We start from the raw sequence: 24,417 nt of genomic DNA, 5'->3' as shown, positions 1-24,417 counted from the left end.
ACCTTATCAATCTCTTTACCAGCGCTCCCTGCAACATCTCCGACAGCTTTAGTAGTAGCATTAAAACCATTTCCTACTGCTTTAACAGTCCCATTGGCTAAGTCACCAGCTCCTTTAACAACATCATCCCAAAAAGCCATAAATAATTCTCCTAAAATAATTTAATAGATAAAAGTAAATCTACAAGCCAATTATCCTACAACTTGTCAACTTTGTCAATGTACTGACGGTTATTTAAATGTTTTTTGGCTAACAATTCTTTTCTCAATCATAAACCATACCTTTTTAATTTCCAAATACAAAAATCCCCCAGCAGACTCCTGCTGGGGGATTGTCATTAGATCAAAGATTGCTATCCAATCAAACTTCCATTTGGAACTTTTTCATCCACGGTAAGGAGAGTCAGTTGGTCGCCGTGCTCGGCTGATAGAATCATCCCTTGGCTAACATATTTTTTCATCATCTTACGTGGTTTGAGATTAGCTACGATTTGGACTTTCTTACCGACCAGTTCTTGCTCGTTTGGATAGTATTTAGCAATACCAGAGAGGATTTGGCGGTCCTCACCGTCTCCTGCATCCAAGCGGAATTGAAGCAGCTTATCCGAGCCTTCAACTTTAGACACCTCTTTGACTTCTGCGACACGGATTTCCACCTTATCGAAGTCGTCAAACTTGATTTCTTTGCGGTTAAGTTTGAGCTCGACTTCTTCTGGATTCCATTCTTTTTCAACCGCAGGTTTGTTGCCTTCCATTTGTCCCTTGATATAAGCAATTTCTTCTTCCATATCGAGACGCGGGAAGATTGGTGTTCCTTTCTCTACAACTATCAAGCCTGCTGGGAGCTGGTCAATTGCTAGGTTTTCCAGTGAATCCGCTTGAGGCAAGCCAAGTTGACTGAGGACAGCCTTACTCGTTTCCATCATGAAAGGCTCAATCATGTGGGCCACAACACGAAGGCTCGCTGTCAAGTGGCTCATAACTGCTGCCAGCTCTTTGACCTTGGCTTCATCCTTAGCTAAAACCCAAGGAGCAGTTTCATCGATATATTTATTAGTGCGGGAGATAAGCGTCCAGACTACTTCCAGGGCACGTGGGTAGTCAACTGCGTCCATGTGTTTGTAGTAGTCAGCGATGGATTCAGATGCCACCTGAGCCAGAGGTCCGTCAAAGTCTGTCACATTTTCTTCATAGGCTGGCACCTGACCGTCAAAGTACTTGTTAATCATAGAAACCGTACGGTTGAGCAAGTTGCCTAGGTCATTAGCTAACTCAAAGTTGATACGACCCACATAGTCCTCAGGTGTGAATGTTCCATCAGATCCCACCGGAAGACTGCGCATGAGGTAATAACGCAGAGCATCCAAACCATAACGCTCTACCAGCATTTCCGGATAGACCACATTACCCTTAGACTTGGACATCTTACCATCCTTCATGACAAACCAACCGTGGGCAATCAAGCGGTCGGGCAGTTTAATATCCAGCATCATGAGCAGGATTGGCCAGTAGATAGAGTGGAAACGCAGAATGTCCTTGCCCACCATGTGGAAGACTGTTCCATTCCAGAATTTATCGTAGTTAGCATGATCATCTTGACCGTAGCCAAGAGCTGTCGCATAGTTGAGAAGAGCATCAATCCAAACATAGACAACGTGTTTAGGATTGGATGGCACCGGCACACCCCAAGTAAAGGTTGTCCGAGAAACTGCCAAATCTTCCAAACCTGGCTCAATAAAGTTACGCAACATTTCATTGAGGCGACCATCAGGAGTGATGAAGTCAGGATGAGATTTGAAAAATTCTACCAAGCGGTCTTGGTACTTGCTAAGGCGCAGGAAGTAAGACTCTTCTGATACCCACTCCACTTCATGTCCAGATGGTGCGATTCCGCCTGTTACCTTTCCATTTTCATCATGGAAGACTTCTGCCAACTGGCTTTCGGTAAAAAATTCCTCATCTGATACAGAATACCAGCCTGAATATTCACCCAAATAGATATCATCTTGAGCTAAGAGTCGTTCAAAGACATCGGCTACAACCTTTTCATGGTAGTCATCGGTCGTCCGGATAAATTTATCATAAGAAATATCCAACAGCTTCCAAAGTTCCTTGACTCCAACCGCCATACCATCTACATAAGCTTGAGGGCTGATACCAGACTCCTCAGCTTTGGCCTGAATCTTCTGTCCATGCTCATCAAGACCGGTCAGATAGAAAACATCATAACCCATGAGACGTTTGTAGCGAGCCAGAACATCACAAGCAATGGTCGTATAGGCGGACCCGATGTGGAGTTTACCGCTCGGATAATAGATAGGGGTTGTAATATAAAACGATTGTTTTTCAGTCATTTTTTAATCCTTTCAAGGCTAATGAAACCTTTTTTAGTAGCACTTCATTATATCATATTTTGTTAAGTTTGCGAAAAGACATTCATTAACATTCAAATCAATTAAAAAACCTAGAAAATATTATAGGTTTAATAGGTCACAACATTCAAATTGCCGCTTTCATACTCAGCAATGAAGATATTCGAAATATCGGTGTATCCGTCTTTAGCCAGTCTCTCCACCAGCCACTCTTCTGTTTTGTCAATAGACTCTAAAATATCAATCTGGACAACACCATCTGTGATAAGGGGATATTTAGGATTCTCTTCACCAGCCTGTACGATGATGAGTTGGCCGTTTTGCTCCAAAACTGCTCTCTTGACCTGCTTGAGCTGGAAAATACCTTGGCTGCGCAGCTTCAAAGCTACATCTGCTGCTGAAAGACCAACAGAACGGCAGGCTTCGGGGCTCAGCTCCCCATGCTTAATCAACGTTGTCGGCTTACCATCAATCAAATGCTTTACAGCACGAACATTGTTATTGAGCAACTTCAGGCTTAAAACCAAGATGGTCCACATGATGAGAATGACTGCATACTGCAGAATGTTAATGGAGCTATTGTAAATCACCCCACCGATAATACCACCAAGAACATAGTTTTGAATCTGGTCGATTGCTGAATTGGGCGCCAGATTGCCTTTTCCCGTCACGTTGATAACAAAAACCAGTGAGAAAAGCCCCAGTGCTAGCTTAATTAGGATTTCAAGAAAATTCAATGTCATTTTTCAACCTCCACTATTTCGATATCTGTCGTCTTATGCAAGTCAATTTTTTCAAGCAGATATTTATCCGGCTCACTGCCGCTCATAGCCCGATAAAAGTTCTTTCCGACCTTCAAAATCGCTCCATCAGTTGCGGCTGAAGTATTGACATAGACCTCCGACTTATCCACACCCAAGTCTTCTGAAATAACCTCAATAAAATGCAGAGAGGTTTGAAACTGGTTATTAGAGTCTTGGTCAGTCTGAAAATTGCTAATGCCAATCAAGACCATAGCCACCAAGGCCAAAACAGAAATGATGGCTAGTTCCCGAAATTTTGAATCGCGCTTATTGCGATAGGCCTTAAAAGCAAAAAATCCTGTCACAAGCAGAAGCAAGACAGAAAGTGCAACTGTCACCCAGTTTTGCTGGCTAATCTGACTCAAAACATAATCATAAGAATAGAATTTCATGGTTTCTTCCCTCTATTTTTCTAGGATAATTATAGAAAAATTTTCATTATTTTTCAAGCTTTCTTACAATCACTTTGCTATAAATCATTCCTAAATTTTGTTATAATAAACTCAGTAAATTTTACTAGAAAAGGAAATTTTATGAAACTCATCTCTTGGAACATTGACTCTCTCAACGCTGCATTGACCAGTGATTCTGCCCGCGCTCAGCTTTCTCAAGCTGTCCTTCAAACCTTGCAAGCTGAAAACGCAGATATTATCGCCATTCAGGAAACAAAACTGTCTGCAACAGGCCCGACTAAAAAGCACTTGGAAATCTTGACAAATCTTTTCCCAGACTATGAAAACACTTGGCGCTCCTCCCAAGAGCCAGCACGTAAGGGCTATGCAGGAACCATGTTCCTCTACAAAAAAGAACTGACGCCAACCGTAACCTTCCCTGAAATCGGCGCTCCGTCAACCATGGATGTCGAAGGCCGCATCATTACGCTAGAATTTGACGACTTCTTCGTCACTCAAGTTTATACGCCTAATGCTGGTGATGGACTCAAACGCTTAGAAGACCGTCAAGTCTGGGATGCCAAATACGCTGAATACTTGGCAACACTAGATGGACAAAAACCAGTCCTCGCTACTGGCGACTACAATGTGGCCCACAAGGAAATCGACTTGGCCAATCCAGCCAGCAACCGCCGTTCACCAGGCTTTACCGACGAAGAGCGCGCTGGCTTTACCAACCTGCTGGCTAAAGGATTTACCGATACCTTCCGCCACTTGCACGGCGATATCCCTGACCAGTACACTTGGTGGGCGCAACGCAGCAAGACTTCTAAAATCAACAATACAGGCTGGAGAATCGACTACTGGCTGACAAGCAACCGCGTGGCTGACAAGGTGACCAAGTCTGATATGATTGACTCCGGTGCGCGCCAAGACCACACACCCATTGTCATGGAGATTGAACTCTAAGGAGAAAACAAATGGACTATCAAGCTGTCATTCCTGAATTTGTAGTATCTGACATCGAAAAATCACGCCACTTCTACTGCGACCTGCTAGGATTCTCTGTCGAATACGAGCGTCCAGAGGAGAAATTTCTCTTCCTCTCGCTTGAAGACTGCCAACTTATGCTAGAAGAAGGCAGCGCAGAAGAATTAGCCCAACTGACCTATCCTTTCGGGCGCGGTGTCAATATTTCTTTTGGTATTGAGGATGTCCCTCAGCTCCACCAAAAACTGCTGGAAGCTGACTATCCCATCCATCGTCCGCTGACAAAAAGAGAGTTTCGAGTGGGGAATAGCTTTATCTATCCTCATGAATTTGCGATTTTGGATCCTGATGGTTATTTTTTAAGATTTAGTGAATAAGAAAGCGAAGTCATTTGACCTCGCTTTTTAAATGTCTTTAAAGTGATAGAGTTGCGGATAGTATTCGCACTCGGGATTTTTAGGATGACAGATGGCCCGTCCAAAGTAAATCATAGCCTGATGGGCTGGCAGCCAACGTTCCGGTGGAAGGACATCCATAACTCGCTTTTCTACTTCCAGTGGCGTTGCCGACTTTTTAACGATATCATGGTGCTTGCAGATGCGCTCCACATGAGTATCGACAGCAAAGGCCGGAATGCCAAAGCCCACACTCATGACTACATTGGCCGTCTTGCGACCAACACCAGCTAGACTTTCCAATTCCGCCCGCGTTTGTGGTACTTGACCGTCAAAGTCATCCAAAAGCTGCTGGGCGCATTTCTTCAAAAACTTGGCCTTATTGCGATAGAGCCCGAGGCGAGAAATATATTTAGCAATGTCAGCTTCTCCAGCCGCAGCCATGTCATGAGGGGTTGGATAGGCTTCAAACAAAGCTGGCGTTGCCTTATTGACCGCAGCATCTGTCGTCTGAGCCGACAGCATGACCGCTACCAAAAGCTCAAAGTGATTGCGAAAATCCAGACTGGGCTTGGCGTCAGGGAAAAGAGCAATAATCTCTTCAATCACATGACGAGCCCGTTTTTTTGATAAAACCATGATTCTTCTTTCTAAGATTGAGATAGATTTATTATATCATGAAAGGAAGAAGCATCCAAAAATCATGATTGAGAAAGCAGCTGGTCTTAATATTTCACAACCCCAACTCTTGATATGCTTTTCGGTAACCAATCTGCAAGATCTGGTTATCTCGCACCAAGAGCGGTCGCTTAATCAGCATGCCGTCTGTAGCCAGTAAATCTGCAGCTTCCTGAGCTGTGAAATGTGGCACCTTTTCTTTGAGCCCTAGCTCACGGTATTTGAGACCGCTAGTATTGAAAAAAGCCTTGAGCTCAAAGTCCGAGTTCTGGATCCAGTCTAGGAGCTGGTCCCGGGTAGGTGTATTTTGGACAATATCCACCGCTTCAAAGTCCACTCCTAATTGATTGAGCTCAGCCTTGGCCTTGCGGCAGGTAGAGCATTTTGGATATTCGATAAATTGTAACATTGTTTTTCCTCCGTCCCTATAATAGCCCAGCTAACTCCTTCTTGTCAAGCCGAGACTCATTAGAAAAAGCCGACAAGAGAAAGGCTCATCGGCTGGTACAGACTTATCACCTAGGGAAGTACAGTCTGTTTTTCTGTTATTTCTTAATCAAACGCACGCGCACAATATTGTCGCTATTCTCAAATTTATCAACCAACTCCTGAATCTTGCTTTCATCCGATTCATCCAGATCCAGCAAAGTATAGGCATAATCCCCCTTGGAACGATTGATGATATTGTCGATATTGATATTCAAATCACTAACCGCTGTTGAAATCCGAGCCACAATATTCGGTACATTTTTGTTAATCAAGGTAATCCGATAAGGCGCTGAGAGAGCCTGACGGACATTAGGGAAATTCACTGAGTTAATTATCTCGCCCGTTTCCATGAAGCGGCGGATGGTTTTCCCAGCCATAATGGCACAGTTGAGCTCAGCTTCCTCTGTCGAGCCACCCAAATGCGGAAAGACAGTAATCTGTGGATGACGGAGCAGCTCTTCTACACCAAAGTCTGTGATATAGCGCTTGACTACACCAGCTTCTATGGCTTCAAAGAGGGCAGCATTATCCACCAGCTCGCCACGAGCAAAGTTGATGAGGGTTGTTCCCTTTTGCATAAGACCAAAAGCAGCCTGATCGAAAGTAGCGCGTGTATCCTCAGTCAGAGGGACGTGGATAGTGATATAATCACTCTTCTCAAAGATTTCCTTAATGTCTGCTACCCGTTTGACATGGCTAGAGATATTCCAAGCTGTTTCAATGGATACATAAGGGTCATAACCCAGGACATTCATCCCCAGACGATAGGCATCGTTGGCAATGCGGCCGCCGATAGCTCCTAACCCAATGACTCCCAAAGTCTTCTCTGCAATTTCTGTCCCAGCAAACTGCTTCTTACCCGCTTCCACTTGCTTGGGAACATCATCACCAGAAAGGCCATTAGCCCAACTGTTAGCTCCGATATAGTCACGTGCAGATAGGAGAATAGAAGCCAAGACTGCTTCTTTTACCGCATTGGCATTAGCTCCTGGCGTGTTGAAGACCACAATTCCCTGAACCGTTGCCTGGTCAACAGGAATATTATTAGTTCCTGCACCTGCTCTCGCAATGGCTTTGAGCTTACTTGGAAATTCCTGTCCATGCAGGTTTTGACTGCGCAGGATATAAGCATCTGGATTGTCAGACTTGTCTCCGTCAATCTGAAAAGCATTGCCCAGCTCCTTAAGCCCGATTTGATTGATGTTGTTAAAGGTTTTGACACTAAAGACCATAGATTCCCTCCCTTAAGAATTTTCTTCTTCAAATTTCTGCATAAAGGCAATCAAGTCCTTGACACCTTGAAGCGGAAAAGCATTGTAGAGACTGGCTCTCATGCCGCCTACGCTGCGGTGCCCCTTGATATTCCTGAATCCCGCTGCTGCAGCCTCTTTGTTAAATTTGGCGTCCAGCTCTTGGCTAGGAGACACAAAGGGAATATTGGCGACTGAGCGCTGCTCCTTGTAACGGACTGGACTGCGATAAAAGTCAGACTGCTCAATGAAGTCGTATAAAAGGCTAGATTTTTCACGATTGCGCTTTTCCATTTCTGCTACACCACCCAGCTCCTTGACCCACTCAAAGACCAGTTTGGCCATATAGATGGCGAAAGTAGGTGGTGTATTGTAAAGAGAGCCATTGTCCGCCTGAATGCGGTAATCCAACATGCTAGATAGAACTGGTTCGTCATCCAGCAGGTCTTCTCGAATGATGACAACTGTCACGCCGGCAGGTCCGATATTCTTCTGAGCCCCAGCATAAATCAAACCAAAATCCTCTACTCGGTACTGAGCAGCCAGGATATTAGAAGACATGTCCGCCACAATCGGCACGCCATTGGTCGTAGGCAGATCATAAATAGCCGTTCCTTCGATTGTATTATTGGTTGTCAGATGCACATAAGCCGCCTGCGGATCAATCTCCTTCTCATCAAAAGAAGGAATTTCCGTGTAATTTAAATCCTCTGACGAAGCCAAAAGAATCGGCTCAAATGGAATGAACTTAGACAGCTTGACTGCTTCAGTGTAAGCTTTCTTTCCCCAAGATCCGGCCACTAGGTAGTAGGCCTTGCCACCTTGGGCTAGATTAAGGGGAATCATGCTAAACTGGGTAGAAGCCCCACCCTGTAGGAAGAGCACGCGGTAATTGTCCGGAATATCCATAAGCTCACGCAGCAAGCTCTCAGCTTCTTTGATAATATCGTCAAATTCTTTGGATCGGTGGGACAGCTCCATCACACTCATGCCACTTTGGGCATAGTCTAAAAACTCAGCTTGAGCTTTTTTCAAGACTTCCTTGGGCAATACTGCCGGTCCAGCAGAAAAATTGTAAATCGTCATATCCTACCTCCAAAATTTATTTTGTATATCATATCACAAAGTTTAGAAAATATCTATTTTATTTCAGAAATCAAGCACTTTTTTAGCCAATTCCCGAACATTGTTGAAATATAGATAAGCAAAACCAACTGTCTAATCTAGATAACAAAAAAATCCTGAGTTTAAGTCAGGATTAAATAGTCTTACTAAAAAGCTGAGTTACGCTTTTTCCAATTTTTAAACAGACAACTGGTTGTATTGAGAAATTTCTGAGCTTCTACCAATCCTTATTTTCATGATAAACCGCATAGAGCTCGCTCTTGTTCCTTCCGTATTTCTTGGCCACTTCCTTGATGGCATGATTTTTTTTGCTGCCGGCTTCAACTAAAAGATCAATTTCAGCTAGGATCTGCTCTTGAGAAATTTCTTGCGGAGCATCTTCTGTCGCCCCAGCTACAATCAAGAGACACTCTCCTTTAGGCGGATGTTCAGCCGTATAAGCCAACAAGTCTGAAATCAGTCCTCGCTGATACTCTTCGTGAATCTTAGTCAGCTCGCGCACCAAGACGACTTGTCGGTCACCATAAACTGCCAGCATGTTTTCCAGAGTAGCCCGAACCCGATGAGGCGATTCATAGAAAATTTGGGTCTCAGGATAGGATCTTTTGCTAGTGAAAAATTCCTTCTGCTGGCCGGACTTTCTAGGCAGAAAGCCATAGAAAATATGCGGTTGAGGTGCTAAACCGCTGGCAATCAAGGCTGTTATTCCAGCACTAGGACCAGGAATTGGCACTACAGTAATTCCAGCTTCTAGCGCTGCCTGAACCAAATCATGTCCAGGATCAGAAATGCTGGGCAGACCAGCATCTGAAACCTGGGCTATATCATTTCCGCTTTGAAGCATGCCCAAGAGAATTGGGATTTTCTCCTTGGCATTGTGCTCGTGAAAACTGATCTGTTTAGTCTCAATACCAAAATGTTTGAGCAGCAGGCCGGTGTTTCTCGTATCTTCAGCCGCAATCCTGTCAACCTCTTTCAGGGTATTGACCATACGGATGCTCATATCATCCAGATTTCCGATAGGAGTCGCGACCAGATAAAGCTTGCCGTAGGCAGTTTCGCCCTTAAAACTTTTTTGAACCTGCATCGCTACTCCCTAAATAACAATTCATCACAGAACATGCACTCTGCGTCATTCTCCCGGCGCTGACCATAGAAATCCGTACAGACATGAAAGCCGTCATAGTAAAGCTTACGCAGATTATCTCGGTTTTTCTTGGTCTTGGTTGGAGCTTCCTTCTCCACCTCTCCCAAGCGCTCCCTCAGCTTGTCATTTTCCAGATGCAGTGCAATATTTTCCTCTACCACACTCTTGAGATTTTTCTTGACGGCCTCCACCTCAGCAAGAGTTACTAAAAGCGTCTGTGAAAAATCATCCAAGGCGTCAAATAAATCTTTTTTATCCATTTTATACTCCTATGCTGACTCTTTTTACTTTCCCTTCAAAGTCATATATTCTAAAGCGTTTTGAAAAGATACATTGGCCCGCCACATCTTCCGAGCCAGTAAAAGCTGCTCCAAGGCCTGTCGACCGCTTTCTGTTGCTATCTCTTTATAAAATAATACTTCCAAGAGCTTGAAGACCTGTTCCTGCTTCTCCTTATCATCAGCCAGCTTTGCCAGACGCGAAACCTGCAGAAATGCCTGACTTGGACGAGTTTGAAAATCCTTGACAAAGCGCTCGCATTCGCTGACTAATTCAAAAAAGGCATTATTATGAGCCAAGCTAGCCGCTTCTGACTGAGTCTGACTATAAGCAGCTAGTAGCTCCGCTCGACTTTTAATCAAGCCATCCTGTTCCAAACTGTGCTGCAGAGCAGCTGTATTTTTCAAGAAATGATAAACCTGAGTCCGACTTCGAATCGTCGGCAGAATCAGCTGTTCATCAGCAGTCAGAAGAAAGATATAAATCTCGCTCTGTGGTTCCTCAATGACTTTGAGCAAGGAATTGGCTGCATTGATGTGCATCCGATCCGCATCGCAGATAATGAAAACCTGCCGACTGCCTTCTAAGCCACTTTGAGAGAAGTTTCGGACCAACTCCCGAACTCGGTCTGTTTTAATAATGTTATTAACCGGTCGCACCACAGTTACATCAGAAAAATCTTCTGCTGCAATCAAACGACAAGAACGACAGGACTGACAAGGCCAGACGCCTTGCTTATTCTCGCAAAAAAGACTCTGAGACAGGATTTGGGCCATTTCAAAACTGCCAAAAGCTCCGGTAAACAAATAGGCGTGACTAAGCCGCCCCTGTTCCAGAATATGCTGAAACTGCTCAAACAAGCTGGGCTGGCTTTGCTGTAACTCTTTTATCTTCATGACGGATTCCCAAATCGTTCCTGAATGATGGCCAAACTATCAGCCACCACCTTATCCAAAGGTTGGCTAGCATCCACCTTGACAAAGCGCTCGGGCTCCTTATCAAGAATCGCCAAATAGCCCTGCCGAACCCGCTGGTGCAAGTCCAAACCTTCCAGATCAAGCCGATTCACCTCTCGACTCTCGCTCCTAGCAATCCGCGCCAGCCCTTCTTCCACATCAATATCAAAATAGAGGGTCAAATCAGGCTTGAGTCCATCGGTTGCAAACTGATTGAGCCATTCAATATCTGCCACATCCAGACCCCGTCCGTAGCCCTGATAGGCCACTGAACTATCGATAAAACGGTCCATCAAGACAAGCTTTCCTTGCGACAAAGCTGGCAAAACCCGCTCAGCCAAGTGCTGACGGCGGCTGGCAATGTACAGCAAGAGCTCAGTCTTTGCATCCATAGCCGTATGACTAGGCTCCAAAATCACTTCGCGGATAGCCTCCGCAATCTGGACGCCACCCGGCTCCCGCGTCGTAATAAGACCAGTGCCATAATTTTTCAAAAAAGGAAGCAAGGCTTCCAACACACTCGACTTTCCAGCCCCTTCTGGACCTTCCAGCGAAATCAAAATACCATTTTTCATCTTTACTTTTAATCTCTAACTTCTATTTTTTGTTCTTTATAAGAAAATGCAGATAAGACTTGCCCTAAAGCTTGATATAATCTACTTTGCAGAGTCCGTCCACATTACTGTGCAGGCTGATAAGAGCCGATTCCGTCAACTCATTATTTTCATCCCACTCTTTTTTATCTATTGTTTATTTTACCAAAAAAAAAGCTAAAAGCCCATCATAAGAAAAGACTTTAAAAATTTTTTCAAAGTGTTTCACAAAGGCTAAATTTTTGGTAAAATATATTCAGAATAACTTTCTGGAAATAGATTTAGGAGGATGTTATGTTTAAATTAAAAAACGTACTGGCCATCATTTTTGGGGCTGGAATTTTTTCTTTTGGGATTCATTATTTGGTCATTCCTTTTCATTTATATGAAGGTGGCGCGACGGGTTTGACCTTGATTGCCTACTATCTGTTTAAAATCCCTGTCTCGACGACCAACCTGATTATTAACATTCCTCTCTTTATTATTGCTTGGAAGCTGTTAGGCTCGCGAACCCTCTATCTCAGCATTCTAGGGACCTTCTCCGTGTCTGCTTGGCTCAAAATTTTTGAAATCCTACCTGCTTCCAAACACCTGCAAAACTATTTTCTCTCAGCTCTGGACGGGGATGTTTTACTGGCCTGTCTTGGAACAGGGATTGTTTTGGGGATTGGACTGGGCATCATCTTCAATGCTGGTGGAACGACGGGCGGTACTGACATTGTAGCCCGCATCTTTAATAAATATACGAGCATTTCCATGGGCAAACTCATGCTGACTGTTGATTTTGTAGTCATTACCTTGGTTCTCCTTGTTTTCAAAGACCTACGCATGGTGTCTTATACCCTAATGTTTGTCTTTATCACCTCGCGCGTCATTGACCTGATCGCAGAAGGAGGTTTTGCCGGCAAGGGATTCCTTATCGTTACCAGCAAACCGGCAGAACTGGCTGAAACTATCAATAACAAGCTGGATCGTGGAGTGACCTTCCTCAAGGGGCAAGGCTTCTATAGCAAGCAGGATCTCCAGATTGTCTACTGTGTTGTTTCCCGTAACGAAATGCAACAGATGAAGAAACTCATTAACCAAGTCGATCCATTTGCCTTTACAACTATTACCGAAGCCCATGAGATTTTGGGCGAAGGCTTTACTTTAGATGCCAACAAACAGCCTATTGTACGTTAAAAACCTCATCTAACGATGAGGCTTTTTTATCGCTTATAAAGCTTTTGCAGCAGTATGTGTAATCTCAGCCAACTCAATAGCATGCTCCTCAAATTTTTTCTTGAGAAGCGCCGTATCTATATTACCGTCTAACTGTACTTCAATGACGACTTTGCCATCCTTGCGTGAGATATTGACGGTATTGGAGATGTTGAGATTTTCTTCCACCAGAAGACGGATAATCTGCTCAAGAACCCCCACCTTATTCTCAGTGACAAAGCGCAGACGGACTCCCTCTTCACCATAGCCAGATACTTCTAAGAAAGCCTTGAAAATATCACGGTCAGTAATAACCCCGTAAAGTTGCTCATTGTCCACGACAGGCAGGATACCAATCTTATTTTTCAGCATCAGATAGGTCGCATCTTCCAGACTGGCAAACTGAGAAATCGTGACAACATCACGAATCATAACATCACCAACTTTTGTTTTGTTGAGAAGATAATTCATCTCGTAAATGGACAGACTCGTTGCCTTAGATGGACTAGCTTCTGCAATCGTTCCTTCTGTCACCAGTCCCACTAGTTGGTCATTCTCAATCACCGGCAGACGGTGGAGTTTCTGCTCACGCATCATATCTGCCGCATGAGCAATCGTTGTATTTGGGCTGATATAAACCACCTTACGCGTCATAAAATCTTTAACTGCCATAAAAGTTCCCTCTACTTCCTATCCATAATTCTTATACTTATTATACTTTATTTTGAAGCTGATTTCAAACGCTTCCAAGGCCTTTGCCTAAGTTTTCAAAATTTAGAAAAATCCCGCGATTGGAAAAATTGAAGATGGACAATGGCTAGATATACTATTTTAAGCATCTAAGAGAAGAAAAAAGGTCCAATGGACCTTTTCTAACTGTTAAGTTAATATCGTAACTTTCTATCAACAACCTAAAAATGTCTCCCAGACATTTTAAAGAAAACTCGCTCTCGCGAGTTCCCATCTGCAACCTGAAACAATCCCCCGGGCATCTTGACGAAAACCTTGTTTTCTTTATCTGCAACTTAAAAAGGTCCATTGGACCTTTTCTAACTGTTAAGTTAATATCGTAACTTTCTATCAACAACCTAAAAGTGTCTCCCAGACATTTTGAAGAAAATTCGCTCTCGCGAATTCCCATCTGCAACCTGAAACAATCCCCTGGGCATCTTGACGAAAACCTTGTTTTCTTTATCTGCAACTTAAAAAGGTCCAATGGACCTTTTCAAAATGTTAAGTTACTATCGTAACTTTCTATCAACAACCTAAAAATGTCTCCCAGACCTTTTGAAGAAAACTCGCTACTGCGAGTTCCCATCTGCAACCTGAAACAATCCCCCGGATTGTTTCAGCCACCTAGATATGCTTTGCGGACTTCGTCAGAAGCGAGGAGCTCTTGGCCTGTTCCGGACAAAACAATTTTACCTGTTTCAAGGACATAGCCACGGTCAGCGATAGAGAGTGCCTTATTTGCATTTTGCTCAATCAAAAGAACTGTAGTCCCTTGTCGCTGAATATCTTGGATAATATCAAAGATTTCCTGAATAAAGATTGGCGCCAAGCCCATAGAAGGCTCATCTAAGAGCAAAAGCTTAGGTGTAGACATCAGAGCCCGTCCCATGGCCAGCATCTGCTGCTCACCACCTGAAAGGGTAGCAGCATCTTGGTTTTTACGCTCTTCCAAGCGTGGGAAACGAGAGAAGACTTTTTTGAGATTGGCTTGATTTTCTTCACGGTTTGTTTTGAGAAAGGCGCCCATTTCCAAATTCTCCAAAACGGTCAAACCTGGAAAGACATGGCGGCCTTCTGGTACTTGCGAAAGTCCAGCTGCTACGATTTTTTGAGCAGGAACTTTTTGAATTTCATTGCCGACAAATTCAATTTTACCAGCACTTGGACGAACCAAGCCTGAAATAGTCCGGAGAATGGTCGTTTTCCCAGCGCCATTTGCACCAATCAGGGAAACAACTTCTCCTTCATTTACTTCAAAGCTGACATCACGGACAGCCTGAATCATGCCATAATGGACAGAGAGATTCTCAACTTTAAGCATGGACATTAGGCTTCACCTCCTAGATAAGCTTCAATAACGCGTTTGTCATTCTTGATTTCATCAGGTGTTCCGTGCGCAATCAAGCGGCCGTACTCCAGCACATAGATGCGCTCAGTGACTTCCATTACCAGACTCATATCATGCTCAATTAGCATGATGGTAATGTTAAATTCGTTTTTAATCCGTCGAATCAATGCAGTCAGCTCTGCTGTCTCCTGAGGGTTCATCCCTGCAGCCGGCTCATCCAAGAAGAGGATCTTAGGCTCCGTTGCCAAGGCCCGAACAATCTCCAAGCGGCGCTGCTGACCATAAGCTAAGTTCTTAGCCAAGGTTTCTGCTTCCTTGTCCAAGTCAAAAATTTTCAGCAACTCCAAAGCCTTAGCTTTGAGTTCTTCTTCGTTTTTGTAGTAAGCTGGCAGGCGGAGGAAAGAAGCTAACACATGAGCCTTATGATGATTACCAAAGGCAATCAAAACATTATCCAAAACACTAAGGTCCTTAAAGAGCCGGATGTTCTGGAAAGTCCGCCCTAGACCTAAAGAAGCAATCTTGTAAGGTACCTTACCATTGAGCAAATAACCATCTAGTGTCACTGTTCCTTCACTAGGCTCATAAACACCAGTCAAGAGGTTAAAAAGGGTCGTTTTTCCTGCACCATTAGGGCCAATCAGACCAACCAGCTCGCCCTCGTTGAGTTCCAAGGTCACATCGCTGACAGCAGTCAAACCACCAAAGTTTTTAGTTAGATTTTTCACATCAAGAAGTGCCATTATTCTTTGACCTCCTTATTCTTTTTGAAGAGCTTAGACAGGCTGAGCTCCCAAGTTCCTAAAAGTCCGCCTGGACGGAAAATCATGACCAAGATCAGGGCCAAAGAATAGACAATCATCCGAATGCTGGATACATCCTGCAGCAACATATTGAGAACTCCCAATACTACTGCAGCCACAATGGTTCCAGTCATCGATCCTAGACCACCAAAAACGACAATAATCAAGATATTGATAGTGTTGGTAAAGGAATAGTCCTTAGGAACAACTGATCCAACAAAGCCAGCTTGAAGAGAACCAGCAATAGAAGCCGTGATAGCTCCCAAGACAAAGGCTGTCACTTTGATTCTAGTAGTATTAACACCAACAGACTCGGCAGCAATCTCATCCTCACGGACAGACAGAGTACTGCGGCCAATAGGACTGCGCAGGAAATTCAAGGTCAAAATAGTTGTGATAACAACAAAGACATAGACCATCTGCCAAGAAGTAAAGGGCGGAATGGATAGGATACCAGCTGCGCCATTCGTCAAAGTACCGCCATTAATAATCAGAATACGGATAATCTCTGAGACACCAAGAGTTGCAATCGCGAGATAGTCCCCTTTAAGTCGCAGGGTCGGCAAACCCACTACTAAAGCCACAATACCAGCAATGATAGCTCCAGCCAGCATAGCAATGAAGAAAGCTCCATATGTTGGCGATTTAGAGCCAATAATGGCTACTGCGTAGGCACCGATAGCCATAAAGCCAGCATGGCCAAGAGAGAATTGGCCTGAGAATCCGACGATGAGATTAAGCCCCACAGCCAGAATAATATTAATCCCAATCTGCTCTAAGATTTGAATGTAAAAAGCATTGAGAACACCGGCACTAACCAATACTGTCATCAGCAGGTAGCCGATTAAGACAAGGCCAAGCCAAAAAATATTTATCTTTAAATTCTTTTTCATACCTTACACCTTCTCTTTCACATTTTTACCGAGGATACCAGCTGGACGAATCAGAAGAATGACAATCAAAATCGCATAGACAATGGCATCACGGAAATCAGATAGTCCAAGCGCTGTCGCAAAAGTTTCCAAAAGACCGATAACAAAGCCACCAAGCGCAGCACCAGGAATAATTCCAATACCACCTAGAACGGCCGCTACAAAGGACTTAATACCTGGAGTCATCCCCATCAAAGGCTCTAATGAATTATAGTAAAGGGCAATTAGGACGCCAGCAGCTCCTGCAAGAGCTGATCCCAAAGCAAAGGTGAAGCTGATTGTCCGATTGACATTGATTCCCATGAGCTGGGCAGCATCACTATCTACAGATACAGCGCGCATAGCCTTACCCATCTTTGTCTTCTGCACGATGAACTGCAAAGCCACCATGAGGAAAATCGAAATTCCCAAAATCAGCAACTGAATATTTGAGATAGAAATCGGTCCTAAGTTAAAGCGTACTGTTTTAATAACCTGCGGGAAGGAACGGGTATTGGCACCGACAAAGAAAATCATGCCATACTCAAGAAGAAAAGAAACCCCAATGGCTGTAATCAAAGCCGCAATCCGAGTCGAATTTCGCAGAGGACGATAGGCTAAAAACTCAATAAGCACACCGAGAATCGCTGTCCCAATCATCGCTAAAATGAGAGAAAGGAAGAAATTAAACTTCAGGATATTAATCAAGTAATAACCCATAAAGGCACCAATCATATAGATATCGCCGTGGGCAAAGTTAATCAGCTTAATAATCCCATAAACCATGGTATAACCCAAAGCCAGAAGCGCATAAACACTACCCAGGATTAGACCGTTGACTAATTGTTGGAGCATTAGACACCACTCTTTCTATAATAAAATAAGGAATGGGACAAAAATCAGCAGACCAGGTCGTGATTTTATCATCCCACTCCCAAAATACGAATAATAGTTGATTGAGAAACGAAGAAGAATAGATTATAAAACAATACTCTTTCAAATCCGTAGATTTATAAAGAAAGAAATCATCTACAAACTTGCTCAAGCAACTAAAAATAGAAAACAAGTCAAAGACTGGGATAGCCCCAGCCTCATAACTCTTATTCCGCTTTAACTGTTTCTACAGTATCTACTTGACCGTCCTTCAAGCCAATCATCAGAGCTGTTTTCACTGGATTGTGATCTTTATCAATAGTGATTGAACCAGTTACTCCATCGAAATCTTTAAGCTTAGCCAAGTTGTCTTTGATATCTACTGAAGTTTTAGCACCTTTAGCTGCTTCTGCTGCCATATAAACAGAGTCATATGCCAGAGCTGCAAACATAGAAGGCTCTTCTTTGTACTTAGCTTTGTATGCTTCAATAAACTTCTTAGCTTTTTCTGACATTTCACCAGAAGTTGTAAAGCCAGATACATAGTAAACATTTGTAGCTGCAGCAGGAGTTGCTTGCTCAACGAACTTAGCATCACCAAAGCCATCAGGACCAACGATTGTTTGGTCAATACCCAAACCACGCGCTTGATTGACAATTTTACCAGCTTCTGTATAGTAACCTGGAACAACCAGAGCGTCAAATTCTTTGCCCTTAATCTTTGTCAAAGCAGCCTGGAAGTCTGTATCCTTGGATTGGAAAGTTTCCGTTGCTACAATCTCACCCTTGAACTCCTTCTTGAAGGCATCCGCCATTCCTTTAGCGTAGTCACTAGATTGGTCGTAGTAAAGAACGACTTTCTTAGCTTTCAAGTTATCAGTAACATACTTAGAAATGATTTTACCTTGGTAACTATCAATGAAAGTTGCACGGTAAAGATAATCTTGCTTGTTGGTCAGATCATCCTGTGTCGCACTTGGTGTAATGATTGGCACACCTGCTTTAGCAGCATTTGCAGTAGCTGAAGCTGTCGCTCCAGAAGTCGCAGGGCCAATGATTGCATTTACCTTACTTTGGGTAACCAAGCTAGTAGTGATGGTAGATGCTTCAGCTGTTTCTGATTTGTTATCCTTATCAGTAACTTCAATCTTCTTGCCATCTACGCCACCAGCAGCGTTGATTTCATCAACGGCCAACTGAGCACCATGTTGTTCAGCTGTACCGTAGGCTGCTACTTCACCTGATTCTTCAAAGTTAAAACCAAATTTAATCGTATCGCCAATTTCTGTACCAGTTGCTGTTGAGTTGTTATTGGATACTTCTCCACAAGCTGCGAGAAGGGCCGCACTAGCAAAAGCTACTAAGGATAGTGCAAATTTTTTCTTCATTCCGAAATCTCCTTAAGTGATTTGATTGATGATATAGTAAGAATATATCGAATTATCTGACAATTGTCAACCCCTTATAGAAACTTTATCAAATGATAACGTTTTCTTGCTCTCTATACAGGCTTCCAACAAAGTTTTGATCCAGTTCTTTTATGTGAGAAATCCGAACTTGCTTAACGTAGCGCTCCTTGGGCAGATTCTCCTGTAAATTCTGGGCTTCCTCTTGATTGACATAGAGATGCAGATAGCGATGCTTCTTAGAATGATAAATAATATCCCCAAAGTTAGCTAGCTTTTTGGCATCTCGATTATAGTAAAGATAGACAATCAAGCCCACTCTTTCTTCTCTCTCTATCATAAAACTCCTTTCCAGTCCATGTAGTTCTTAGATGATTATAGCAAAGATAGGGCAAAAAAACTAGCCCTGAAAAGCTTTATGATTAGCTTAAAACACTTAGTGTTGACAGACTAACAAATTTAAAACAGCAAAAGGAGCCGCTTTGGGCTCCTCCTATGTTAGTTCAAGTTGCTATTTTCCATGATTTCGTCAATAAAGCCGTATTCTAAGGTTTCTTGAGCGCTCATCCAGTAATCACGTTCTGCATCCTTGTGGATTTGCTCAACGGACTTGCCAGAGTTTTCAGCCAAGATTTTTTCCAAGGTATTCCGAGTTCTAAGCAAGTGCTCAGCTACAATGGCCATATCCGTCTGCTGGGTACCACTTCCAGCTCCGCCCATTGGCTGGTGAATCAGATATTCTGCATTTGGCAGCATGAATCGTTTGCCCTTAGCACCACTGGAAGCAATGATTGTTCCCATGCTAGCAGCTACACCCATAACAATGGTCTGAACATCAGACTTGATAAAGTTCATAGTGTCCACAATGGCCAGACCTGCTGAGACAGATCCCCCAGGCGTATTTACATAGAGGTAAATATCTTTAGTATTGTCTTGAGCGTCCAAGAAAAGGAGCTGGGCAATGACTGAATTAGCCATATTATCCTCTACTGGGCCAGTCAGCATGATAATGCGGTCTTTTAATAGCCGAGAGTAAATATCATAGGAGCGCTCCCCTCGGCTGGTTTGTTCAATAACTACAGGAATCATAGTTTTCTCTCTTTCTCTTTTTAAAATTTTCTATCAAACTAGGGAATAGAATTTCAAATTACGGAACTATTATATCCTTTTGGTCAAAAAAGGTCAAATATAAACTTTTACTTAGTTCCGAAAAGACGATCTCCTGCATCTCCCAGTCCTGGTACGATATAACCATGGTCATTGAGGTGGTCATCCAGAGCGGCTGTGAAAATATCAACATCTGGATGAGCTCCCTGCAAGGCTTTTACTCCTTCTGGCGCAGAAACTAAACATACAAAAGTAATGTGGCTAGCACCACGTTTCTTCAGAGAATCCACCGCCAAGATCGCAGAACCACCCGTAGCCAACATTGGATCTACAACGAAAATCTGACGTTGGTCAATATCTTCTGGCAACTTGACCAGATACTCAACCGGCTTCAAAGTTTCTTCATCACGGTACATTCCGATATGCCCAACTTTAGCTGCTGGAACCAAGCTCAGAAGTCCATCCACCATGCCAATACCAGCCCGCAGGATGGGTACAATAGCTAATTTTTTTCCTGCAATCTGCTTTTGGACTGTTTTCGTAATTGGTGTTTCAATTTCTACATCTTCAAGTGGTAAATCGCGCAAAACTTCATAACCCATGAGCATTGCGATTTCATCAACTAATTCACGAAAAGCCTTGGTAGAGGTATCTGTACGACGCAAGATAGACAATTTATGCTGAATTAGTGGATGAGCGATAACTTCAAGTTTTCCCATGATTGGATTTCCTTCTTTCAATTTATTCTTCTTATTATATCAAAAAAAGAGTGAAAAGGCTTGCTATAAGCAAGCCTTTTCAAAGATTTTCTTCACCTTATAGCCATTCTCTATAGCGCTTGATATAAAGGTGTTTAACAAGGGTTACACTAACCATATAAAGCGCAATAATCAAGAGGAGGAAAAGGAAATAAGTGCCATTTAGCGGAGCTGTCTTCAGAACTGACGCAAAGAGGCTGTATGGCAGGGAAGTAACAAAGAGGGCTGCTGCCATGGTCGTCACAATGACAGACAAAGCAGGACGGCTTTGCACAAATGGCAGCTTAGGTGAGCGCAGCATGTAGATAACCATGGTCTGGGTCCATATGGACTCAACGAACCAGCCTGTTTGAAAAAGAGTGATAAAGGTTTCTGCTTGCCCACTACCAGCTTGATAGTTGCCACCTGTTATCATAGGTACGATAATAAAGTAGAGCAACAAATAGGTCAAAACATCAAAAATGGATGAGATAGGACCAATCCAAGCCATAAAGCGGGTAATAGAGTTAGCAGACCAAATCCGTGGTTTCTTGAGAAATTCACTGTCAACGTTATCGAAGGGCAGAGCTATACAAGACAAGTCATAAACTAGATTGAGGACAATCAGATGAACTGGTGCCATAGGAAGAAATGGCAAAAAGATACTGGCAAAGAGGAGAGAAAAGATATTCCCAAAATTGGAACTGACCGTCATCTTAATGTACTTGGTCATGTTGGCATAGACCTTGCGCCCTTCTACCAGCCCTTTCTCCAGAACCATAAGGTCCTTGTCCAGCAGAACGACATCTGCTGTTTCCTTGGCAATATCGACAGCTGTATCAACAGAAATACCCACATCTGCTACCTTCATAGAAGGTGCATCATTGATACCATCACCCATGTAGCCAACCTTGTGGCCATTAGCCTTGAGTTGGAGAATGATCCGAGCTTTTTGGTCAGGTGAGAGCTTGGCAAAAACCGTTGTATGCTCTACTGCTTGGCTCAATTCCTCATCTGATAAAGCATCTACCTCTACGCCTAGTAAGATATTATCTACATCTAACCCAACCTTTTCACAAACTGCCTGGGTCACCTTATCATTATCACCGGTCAAAATCTTAGTAGCAACTCCGTACTCAGCCAAGGTTTCAATAGCTGGAGCCGCAGATGACTTAGGAGGATCTAGGAAAGCCAGATAGCCCGTCAAAATCATGTCGGACTCATCCTTCAATTCATAGTTGTAATCTTCTTCTAAGTCTGACTTGTAGCTAACACCAAGCACGCGCAGACCTTGCTCATTGAGTTGGGACACTTCCGAAAGGATTTCCTGACGAATCTCCTCAGTCAGTACTGTAATGCGTTTCTTGTATTCTACATGGCTAGAGATAGCCAGCATTTCCTCCAAGGCCCCCTTGGTCACCATGCTGATAACATCCTCATCATCCTTGACGATGACACTCATACGACGACGCTCGAAATCAAAGGGCAGTTCATCAATTTTCTTAAAGGTTTGGTCTAGATTACGGACAATCTCATGCTTTTCTGCTTCTTTCTCCGTCCGATTAATAATAGCCCGATCCATGAGATTTTTGAGACCAGTTTGATAGTAGGAATTGAGAAAGGCACGACGGAGCACTGCTAGGTCCAAATCACCATGAATATCCAGCGGGTATTCCAACACAATCTCGTCTTGGGTCAGTGTACCTGTCTTATCCGTACAAAGGATATCAATAGCTCCTAGGTCTTGGATGGCATTCAGCTTCTTAATCACGACCTTTTCCTGAGCCATGATAATAGAACCTTTAGCCAAGCTCGCTGTGATAATCATAGGCAGCATTTCTGGAGTCAAGCCAACTCCAACGCTGAGAGCAAAGACACCTGCTTCCAGCCAGTCGCCGTCTGTCAGACCGTTTATGAAGAACACGACTGGAACCATGATAAGCATCAGACGAATCAAGAGCCAGGAAATGCTATTCATCTCGCGCTCAAAAGAGGTCGGCTCATCATAGGTGTTAAGCGTCTGCTCAATGGCTCCCATCATGGTCTCATCGCCAACCACCAGCACCAGAGCTGTAGCTCTTCCGGAAATAACGTTGGTTCCCATAAAGGCCAGCGACTCTGTTTCTAAAAGGCTATCGAGATTTTGTTCATCTGACTTGGCCAAACAGACCTTTTCTACTGCATCACTTTCCCCTGTCAGGCCGGACTGCTGAACAAAGAAATCACGCGAATCCAGCAGCAGTACATCTGCAGGAATCATGTCTCCAGCACTAAGTTTGATGATGTCTCCTACAACAAGCTCATCAATCGGAAGTTCCTGCTCTGCTCCTTCACGGATAACCGTAGCCGTGTTGACAATCAGCCGAGACAGATTGCTAGCAGCGCGGTCGCTCCGCAATTCCTGAACAAAACGAATGCCTCCAGAAATCAGCACCAGAACAACAATGATGATGGAAGTTGTCGGATCTTCCTCACCAGGCTTAGCCAGCCAGACATTTGTTACTAAGGACACTAGGGCAATCACCAATAGGATGACTGTAAAGGGGTTAATGATAGACTCGTAAATTTTCTTTAGAATAGAGTCTTCCTGACCCTTTGTGATGATATTCTCACCATAAAGGTCACGATTTTCTTCGACCTGCTCTTCTGTCAGGCCGCGAAAGGAACTCTTGTAAAATGCCAGAGTTTCTTTTACAGGAAGCTGCAGAGCAGCAACTAATCTTTCTTTTACTGTTTTCATTGGTTTCTCCTTGATGTATGATTGTTAAATTTCATACACAGGGACCAATCACTTTATGAGGACAGAACGACACAAATCAGCGATTGGCTGTGTATGTGCGGTTCCGGATAATCGTCAATTTGCATCGCATGTCTCCTTTCTTAATTTATAAAAACAATTAAAAGTCCCAAGATGCCTGCAAGACCTCAAAAGTGGCATTCATCTTCTGTGTCCAATCTTGCAATTCTGGAAAATTTTCTTTTAAAGATAATCCAATAACTTCTTCACGTAAATTCCACCAATCTACAAGAGCAACTACTTGGATTGTTGCAATATTTAAAGAGAGCCCTTGCTCAGTAGCCAGTTTCTCTAACAAAGACAAACTCCGTATATTTCTCTCTTCAATTTGCTGATGTCTGTCTTTCCACCAATGTTCTTTTTCATGGAAAAATTTTTCCGCAACAATCGGCATTGTATTTTCCAAAATTCCTTCAGCAATGGACAGTATATTTAAAACATGCCATTTATCCATTCCATTGGGGAAAAGTGAAACTTCCTGACCTAGTTCGTCTAAATATTGAGAAATTAAATCACTACCATATAACCATTCTCCACTGGAAGCTTGAAAAGCAGGAATTCTACCTAAAGGATTATCTTGATTGTGCGGTGAATTTCTATCAAAAGCCACCTGAACTTTCTGAATATCCACTTGCTCCTCTAAATGATGGTGTAAAATTGTAACATATACTTTACGCGCAAAAGGACTGGTACTAGAATACCAAAATTTCATTATTCCTCCTCTTTCTTGTTTCTTAAGAGGCAGGCAATCAACTATTTACTCTCTTGAAATATTTTCAACAAAAAAGAATACCCTGCCAATTTCTCAGCAGGGTCGTTTGCATGTCAGGTTATTCGCTTCATTGTTTTAAGCACAGATAAAGCAAGCATTCACCGTTCAAGCTTTAACTCCATAAGGCGATGAAATGAGCTTAGTCTTGACCTTGGCGATCAGGACTGTTGACCAACGAGTAGTGTCTCCACTGCTTTGCGGTAGTCATCCGTATCCTTATGGTAGCCTCACCTACCGATTTTCCACTATTACTATACTCCTCT

General features: G+C 43.3%; 25 protein-coding genes and 1 riboswitch. Of the genes, 3 read left to right on the top strand and 22 right to left on the bottom strand.

Going from position 1 to position 24,417, the window contains the following annotated elements:
* Positions 1-352: 352 nt before the first annotated feature.
* The 3 genes from metG to O3620_RS05090 all read right to left on the bottom strand — a co-directional run bounded on the left by metG (position 353) and on the right by O3620_RS05090 (position 3,566).
* On the bottom strand, positions 353-2,353 hold the full coding sequence (gene metG / locus O3620_RS05100) for a methionine--tRNA ligase (protein ID WP_371601496.1): 2,001 nt from the start codon (positions 2,351-2,353) through the stop codon (positions 353-355).
* Between the two features lie 128 nt (positions 2,354-2,481).
* Positions 2,482-3,114, bottom strand: coding sequence for a DUF421 domain-containing protein (locus O3620_RS05095; RefSeq protein WP_371601495.1), 633 nt, complete (start codon positions 3,112-3,114; stop codon positions 2,482-2,484).
* Entirely contained in the window at positions 3,111-3,566 is a 456-nt protein-coding gene (locus O3620_RS05090) for a DUF3290 family protein (protein WP_002897090.1), read from the bottom strand. Before O3620_RS05090 ends, O3620_RS05095 begins: the two co-directional genes overlap by 4 nt.
* 141 nt (positions 3,567-3,707) lie before the next feature.
* On the opposite strand from O3620_RS05090, the gene O3620_RS05085 reads away from it, so the two are divergent.
* Together O3620_RS05085 and O3620_RS05080 are read left to right on the top strand one after the other, a co-directional pair.
* A complete protein-coding gene (locus O3620_RS05085; RefSeq protein WP_002916953.1) occupies positions 3,708-4,535 on the top strand; it encodes an exodeoxyribonuclease III in 828 nt (275 codons plus the stop codon).
* An 11-nt stretch (positions 4,536-4,546) separates the two neighbouring features.
* Positions 4,547-4,933: a VOC family protein gene (locus tag O3620_RS05080; protein WP_002916952.1), complete on the top strand. Its 387-nt coding sequence runs from the start codon at positions 4,547-4,549 to the stop codon at positions 4,931-4,933.
* Between the two features lie 27 nt (positions 4,934-4,960).
* Here O3620_RS05080 and nth read toward each other — a convergent pair whose 3' ends face one another.
* The 8 genes from nth to tmk all read right to left on the bottom strand — a co-directional run bounded on the left by nth (position 4,961) and on the right by tmk (position 11,450).
* The gene (gene nth / locus O3620_RS05075; protein ID WP_002916951.1) at positions 4,961-5,590 is read right to left on the bottom strand and encodes an endonuclease III; all 630 of its coding nucleotides are present in this window, start codon (positions 5,588-5,590) and stop codon (positions 4,961-4,963) included.
* A 94-nt stretch (positions 5,591-5,684) separates the two neighbouring features.
* The gene (locus O3620_RS05070; RefSeq protein WP_002905089.1) at positions 5,685-6,038 is read right to left on the bottom strand and encodes an arsenate reductase family protein; all 354 of its coding nucleotides are present in this window, start codon (positions 6,036-6,038) and stop codon (positions 5,685-5,687) included.
* A gap of 136 nt (positions 6,039-6,174) precedes the next feature.
* On the bottom strand, positions 6,175-7,350 hold the full coding sequence (locus O3620_RS05065; RefSeq protein WP_002905090.1) for a 3-phosphoglycerate dehydrogenase family protein: 1,176 nt from the start codon (positions 7,348-7,350) through the stop codon (positions 6,175-6,177).
* A gap of 12 nt (positions 7,351-7,362) precedes the next feature.
* Positions 7,363-8,454 (bottom strand): 3-phosphoserine/phosphohydroxythreonine transaminase, encoded by a 1,092-nt coding sequence (gene serC, locus O3620_RS05060; protein WP_002918531.1) that lies wholly within the window; start codon positions 8,452-8,454, stop codon positions 7,363-7,365.
* A 256-nt stretch (positions 8,455-8,710) separates the two neighbouring features.
* Complete coding sequence (gene rsmI, locus O3620_RS05055) at positions 8,711-9,580, bottom strand: 16S rRNA (cytidine(1402)-2'-O)-methyltransferase (protein ID WP_002918530.1); 870 nt, start codon at positions 9,578-9,580, stop codon at positions 8,711-8,713.
* Between the two features lie 2 nt (positions 9,581-9,582).
* On the bottom strand, positions 9,583-9,900 hold the full coding sequence (gene yabA / locus O3620_RS05050) for a DNA replication initiation control protein YabA (protein ID WP_002894690.1): 318 nt from the start codon (positions 9,898-9,900) through the stop codon (positions 9,583-9,585).
* 24 nt (positions 9,901-9,924) lie between these two features.
* The gene (locus O3620_RS05045; protein ID WP_002918529.1) at positions 9,925-10,815 is read right to left on the bottom strand and encodes a DNA polymerase III subunit delta'; all 891 of its coding nucleotides are present in this window, start codon (positions 10,813-10,815) and stop codon (positions 9,925-9,927) included.
* Positions 10,812-11,450, bottom strand: a complete 639-nt coding sequence (gene tmk, locus O3620_RS05040; protein WP_002918528.1) for a dTMP kinase — start codon at positions 11,448-11,450, stop codon at positions 10,812-10,814. Before tmk ends, O3620_RS05045 begins: the two co-directional genes overlap by 4 nt.
* A gap of 312 nt (positions 11,451-11,762) precedes the next feature.
* On the opposite strand from tmk, the gene O3620_RS05035 reads away from it, so the two are divergent.
* Positions 11,763-12,650, top strand: coding sequence for a YitT family protein (locus tag O3620_RS05035; RefSeq protein WP_002918527.1), 888 nt, complete (start codon positions 11,763-11,765; stop codon positions 12,648-12,650).
* A 33-nt stretch (positions 12,651-12,683) separates the two neighbouring features.
* Here the strand turns inward: O3620_RS05035 and O3620_RS05030 are convergent, their stop codons facing one another.
* The 11 genes from O3620_RS05030 to O3620_RS04980 form a co-directional block, all read right to left on the bottom strand.
* Positions 12,684-13,340, bottom strand: coding sequence for a CBS and ACT domain-containing protein (locus O3620_RS05030; RefSeq protein WP_002914607.1), 657 nt, complete (start codon positions 13,338-13,340; stop codon positions 12,684-12,686).
* A gap of 676 nt (positions 13,341-14,016) precedes the next feature.
* Positions 14,017-14,727: an ABC transporter ATP-binding protein gene (locus O3620_RS05025; RefSeq protein WP_002894681.1), complete on the bottom strand. Its 711-nt coding sequence runs from the start codon at positions 14,725-14,727 to the stop codon at positions 14,017-14,019.
* Positions 14,727-15,491 carry an ABC transporter ATP-binding protein gene (locus O3620_RS05020; RefSeq protein WP_002918526.1) on the bottom strand — a complete coding sequence of 255 codons (765 nt, stop codon included), beginning with the start codon at positions 15,489-15,491 and terminating at the stop codon, positions 14,727-14,729. Before O3620_RS05020 ends, O3620_RS05025 begins: the two co-directional genes overlap by 1 nt.
* Positions 15,491-16,444 carry a branched-chain amino acid ABC transporter permease gene (locus O3620_RS05015; protein WP_002914606.1) on the bottom strand — a complete coding sequence of 318 codons (954 nt, stop codon included), beginning with the start codon at positions 16,442-16,444 and terminating at the stop codon, positions 15,491-15,493. Before O3620_RS05015 ends, O3620_RS05020 begins: the two co-directional genes overlap by 1 nt.
* Before the next feature lie 3 nt (positions 16,445-16,447).
* Positions 16,448-17,317 carry a branched-chain amino acid ABC transporter permease gene (locus tag O3620_RS05010; RefSeq protein WP_002894678.1) on the bottom strand — a complete coding sequence of 290 codons (870 nt, stop codon included), beginning with the start codon at positions 17,315-17,317 and terminating at the stop codon, positions 16,448-16,450.
* A 245-nt stretch (positions 17,318-17,562) separates the two neighbouring features.
* A complete protein-coding gene (locus O3620_RS05005; protein WP_002894677.1) occupies positions 17,563-18,723 on the bottom strand; it encodes an ABC transporter substrate-binding protein in 1,161 nt (386 codons plus the stop codon).
* An 88-nt stretch (positions 18,724-18,811) separates the two neighbouring features.
* Positions 18,812-19,081, bottom strand: a complete 270-nt coding sequence (locus O3620_RS05000; RefSeq protein ID WP_002918525.1) for a YlbG family protein — start codon at positions 19,079-19,081, stop codon at positions 18,812-18,814.
* A 158-nt stretch (positions 19,082-19,239) separates the two neighbouring features.
* A complete protein-coding gene (locus tag O3620_RS04995; protein WP_223312420.1) occupies positions 19,240-19,857 on the bottom strand; it encodes an ATP-dependent Clp protease proteolytic subunit in 618 nt (205 codons plus the stop codon).
* Between the two features lie 80 nt (positions 19,858-19,937).
* Positions 19,938-20,567: a uracil phosphoribosyltransferase gene (gene upp, locus O3620_RS04990; RefSeq protein ID WP_002918524.1), complete on the bottom strand. Its 630-nt coding sequence runs from the start codon at positions 20,565-20,567 to the stop codon at positions 19,938-19,940.
* A 97-nt stretch (positions 20,568-20,664) separates the two neighbouring features.
* On the bottom strand, positions 20,665-23,325 hold the full coding sequence (gene mgtA, locus O3620_RS04985) for a magnesium-translocating P-type ATPase (RefSeq protein ID WP_002918523.1): 2,661 nt from the start codon (positions 23,323-23,325) through the stop codon (positions 20,665-20,667).
* A gap of 157 nt (positions 23,326-23,482) precedes the next feature.
* The gene (locus O3620_RS04980; protein WP_002899791.1) at positions 23,483-24,094 is read right to left on the bottom strand and encodes a glutathione S-transferase family protein; all 612 of its coding nucleotides are present in this window, start codon (positions 24,092-24,094) and stop codon (positions 23,483-23,485) included.
* Between the two features lie 150 nt (positions 24,095-24,244).
* Positions 24,245-24,400, bottom strand: a riboswitch (M-box (ykoK) riboswitch).
* Between the last annotated feature and the right edge of the window lie 17 nt (positions 24,401-24,417).

It is taken from the genome of Streptococcus sp. 27098_8_134 (assembly GCF_041431675.1).
Classification (GTDB): Bacteria; Bacillota; Bacilli; order Lactobacillales; family Streptococcaceae; genus Streptococcus; species Streptococcus sanguinis_R.
The sequence above is the reverse complement of the archived record's forward strand: the minus strand, read 5'-3'. Positions and strand labels throughout refer to the sequence as shown.

Coding starts and splice junctions, on each gene's coding strand:
- yabA (WP_002894690.1), bottom strand. CDS start 9,900: ATGGATAAAAAAGATTTATTTGACGCCTTGGATGATTTTTCACAGACG.
- O3620_RS05010 (WP_002894678.1), bottom strand. CDS start 17,317: ATGCTCCAACAATTAGTCAACGGTCTAATCCTGGGTAGTGTTTATGCG.
- O3620_RS05005 (WP_002894677.1), bottom strand. CDS start 18,723: ATGAAGAAAAAATTTGCACTATCCTTAGTAGCTTTTGCTAGTGCGGCC.
- O3620_RS05020 (WP_002918526.1), bottom strand. CDS start 15,491: ATGGCACTTCTTGATGTGAAAAATCTAACTAAAAACTTTGGTGGTTTG.
- O3620_RS05095 (WP_371601495.1), bottom strand. CDS start 3,114: ATGACATTGAATTTTCTTGAAATCCTAATTAAGCTAGCACTGGGGCTT.
- O3620_RS05045 (WP_002918529.1), bottom strand. CDS start 10,815: ATGAAGATAAAAGAGTTACAGCAAAGCCAGCCCAGCTTGTTTGAGCAG.
- O3620_RS05065 (WP_002905090.1), bottom strand. CDS start 7,350: ATGGTCTTTAGTGTCAAAACCTTTAACAACATCAATCAAATCGGGCTT.
- O3620_RS05035 (WP_002918527.1), top strand. CDS start 11,763: ATGTTTAAATTAAAAAACGTACTGGCCATCATTTTTGGGGCTGGAATT.
- tmk (WP_002918528.1), bottom strand. CDS start 11,450: ATGAAAAATGGTATTTTGATTTCGCTGGAAGGTCCAGAAGGGGCTGGA.
- O3620_RS05085 (WP_002916953.1), top strand. CDS start 3,708: ATGAAACTCATCTCTTGGAACATTGACTCTCTCAACGCTGCATTGACC.
- nth (WP_002916951.1), bottom strand. CDS start 5,590: ATGGTTTTATCAAAAAAACGGGCTCGTCATGTGATTGAAGAGATTATT.
- O3620_RS05030 (WP_002914607.1), bottom strand. CDS start 13,340: ATGGCAGTTAAAGATTTTATGACGCGTAAGGTGGTTTATATCAGCCCA.
- O3620_RS05080 (WP_002916952.1), top strand. CDS start 4,547: ATGGACTATCAAGCTGTCATTCCTGAATTTGTAGTATCTGACATCGAA.
- O3620_RS04980 (WP_002899791.1), bottom strand. CDS start 24,094: ATGAAATTTTGGTATTCTAGTACCAGTCCTTTTGCGCGTAAAGTATAT.
- O3620_RS05070 (WP_002905089.1), bottom strand. CDS start 6,038: ATGTTACAATTTATCGAATATCCAAAATGCTCTACCTGCCGCAAGGCC.
- serC (WP_002918531.1), bottom strand. CDS start 8,454: ATGACGATTTACAATTTTTCTGCTGGACCGGCAGTATTGCCCAAGGAA.
- O3620_RS05090 (WP_002897090.1), bottom strand. CDS start 3,566: ATGAAATTCTATTCTTATGATTATGTTTTGAGTCAGATTAGCCAGCAA.
- rsmI (WP_002918530.1), bottom strand. CDS start 9,580: ATGCAGGTTCAAAAAAGTTTTAAGGGCGAAACTGCCTACGGCAAGCTT.
- upp (WP_002918524.1), bottom strand. CDS start 20,567: ATGGGAAAACTTGAAGTTATCGCTCATCCACTAATTCAGCATAAATTG.
- O3620_RS05025 (WP_002894681.1), bottom strand. CDS start 14,727: ATGTCCATGCTTAAAGTTGAGAATCTCTCTGTCCATTATGGCATGATT.
- mgtA (WP_002918523.1), bottom strand. CDS start 23,325: ATGAAAACAGTAAAAGAAAGATTAGTTGCTGCTCTGCAGCTTCCTGTA.
- O3620_RS05000 (WP_002918525.1), bottom strand. CDS start 19,081: ATGATAGAGAGAGAAGAAAGAGTGGGCTTGATTGTCTATCTTTACTAT.
- metG (WP_371601496.1), bottom strand. CDS start 2,353: ATGACTGAAAAACAATCGTTTTATATTACAACCCCTATCTATTATCCG.
- O3620_RS05015 (WP_002914606.1), bottom strand. CDS start 16,444: ATGAAAAAGAATTTAAAGATAAATATTTTTTGGCTTGGCCTTGTCTTA.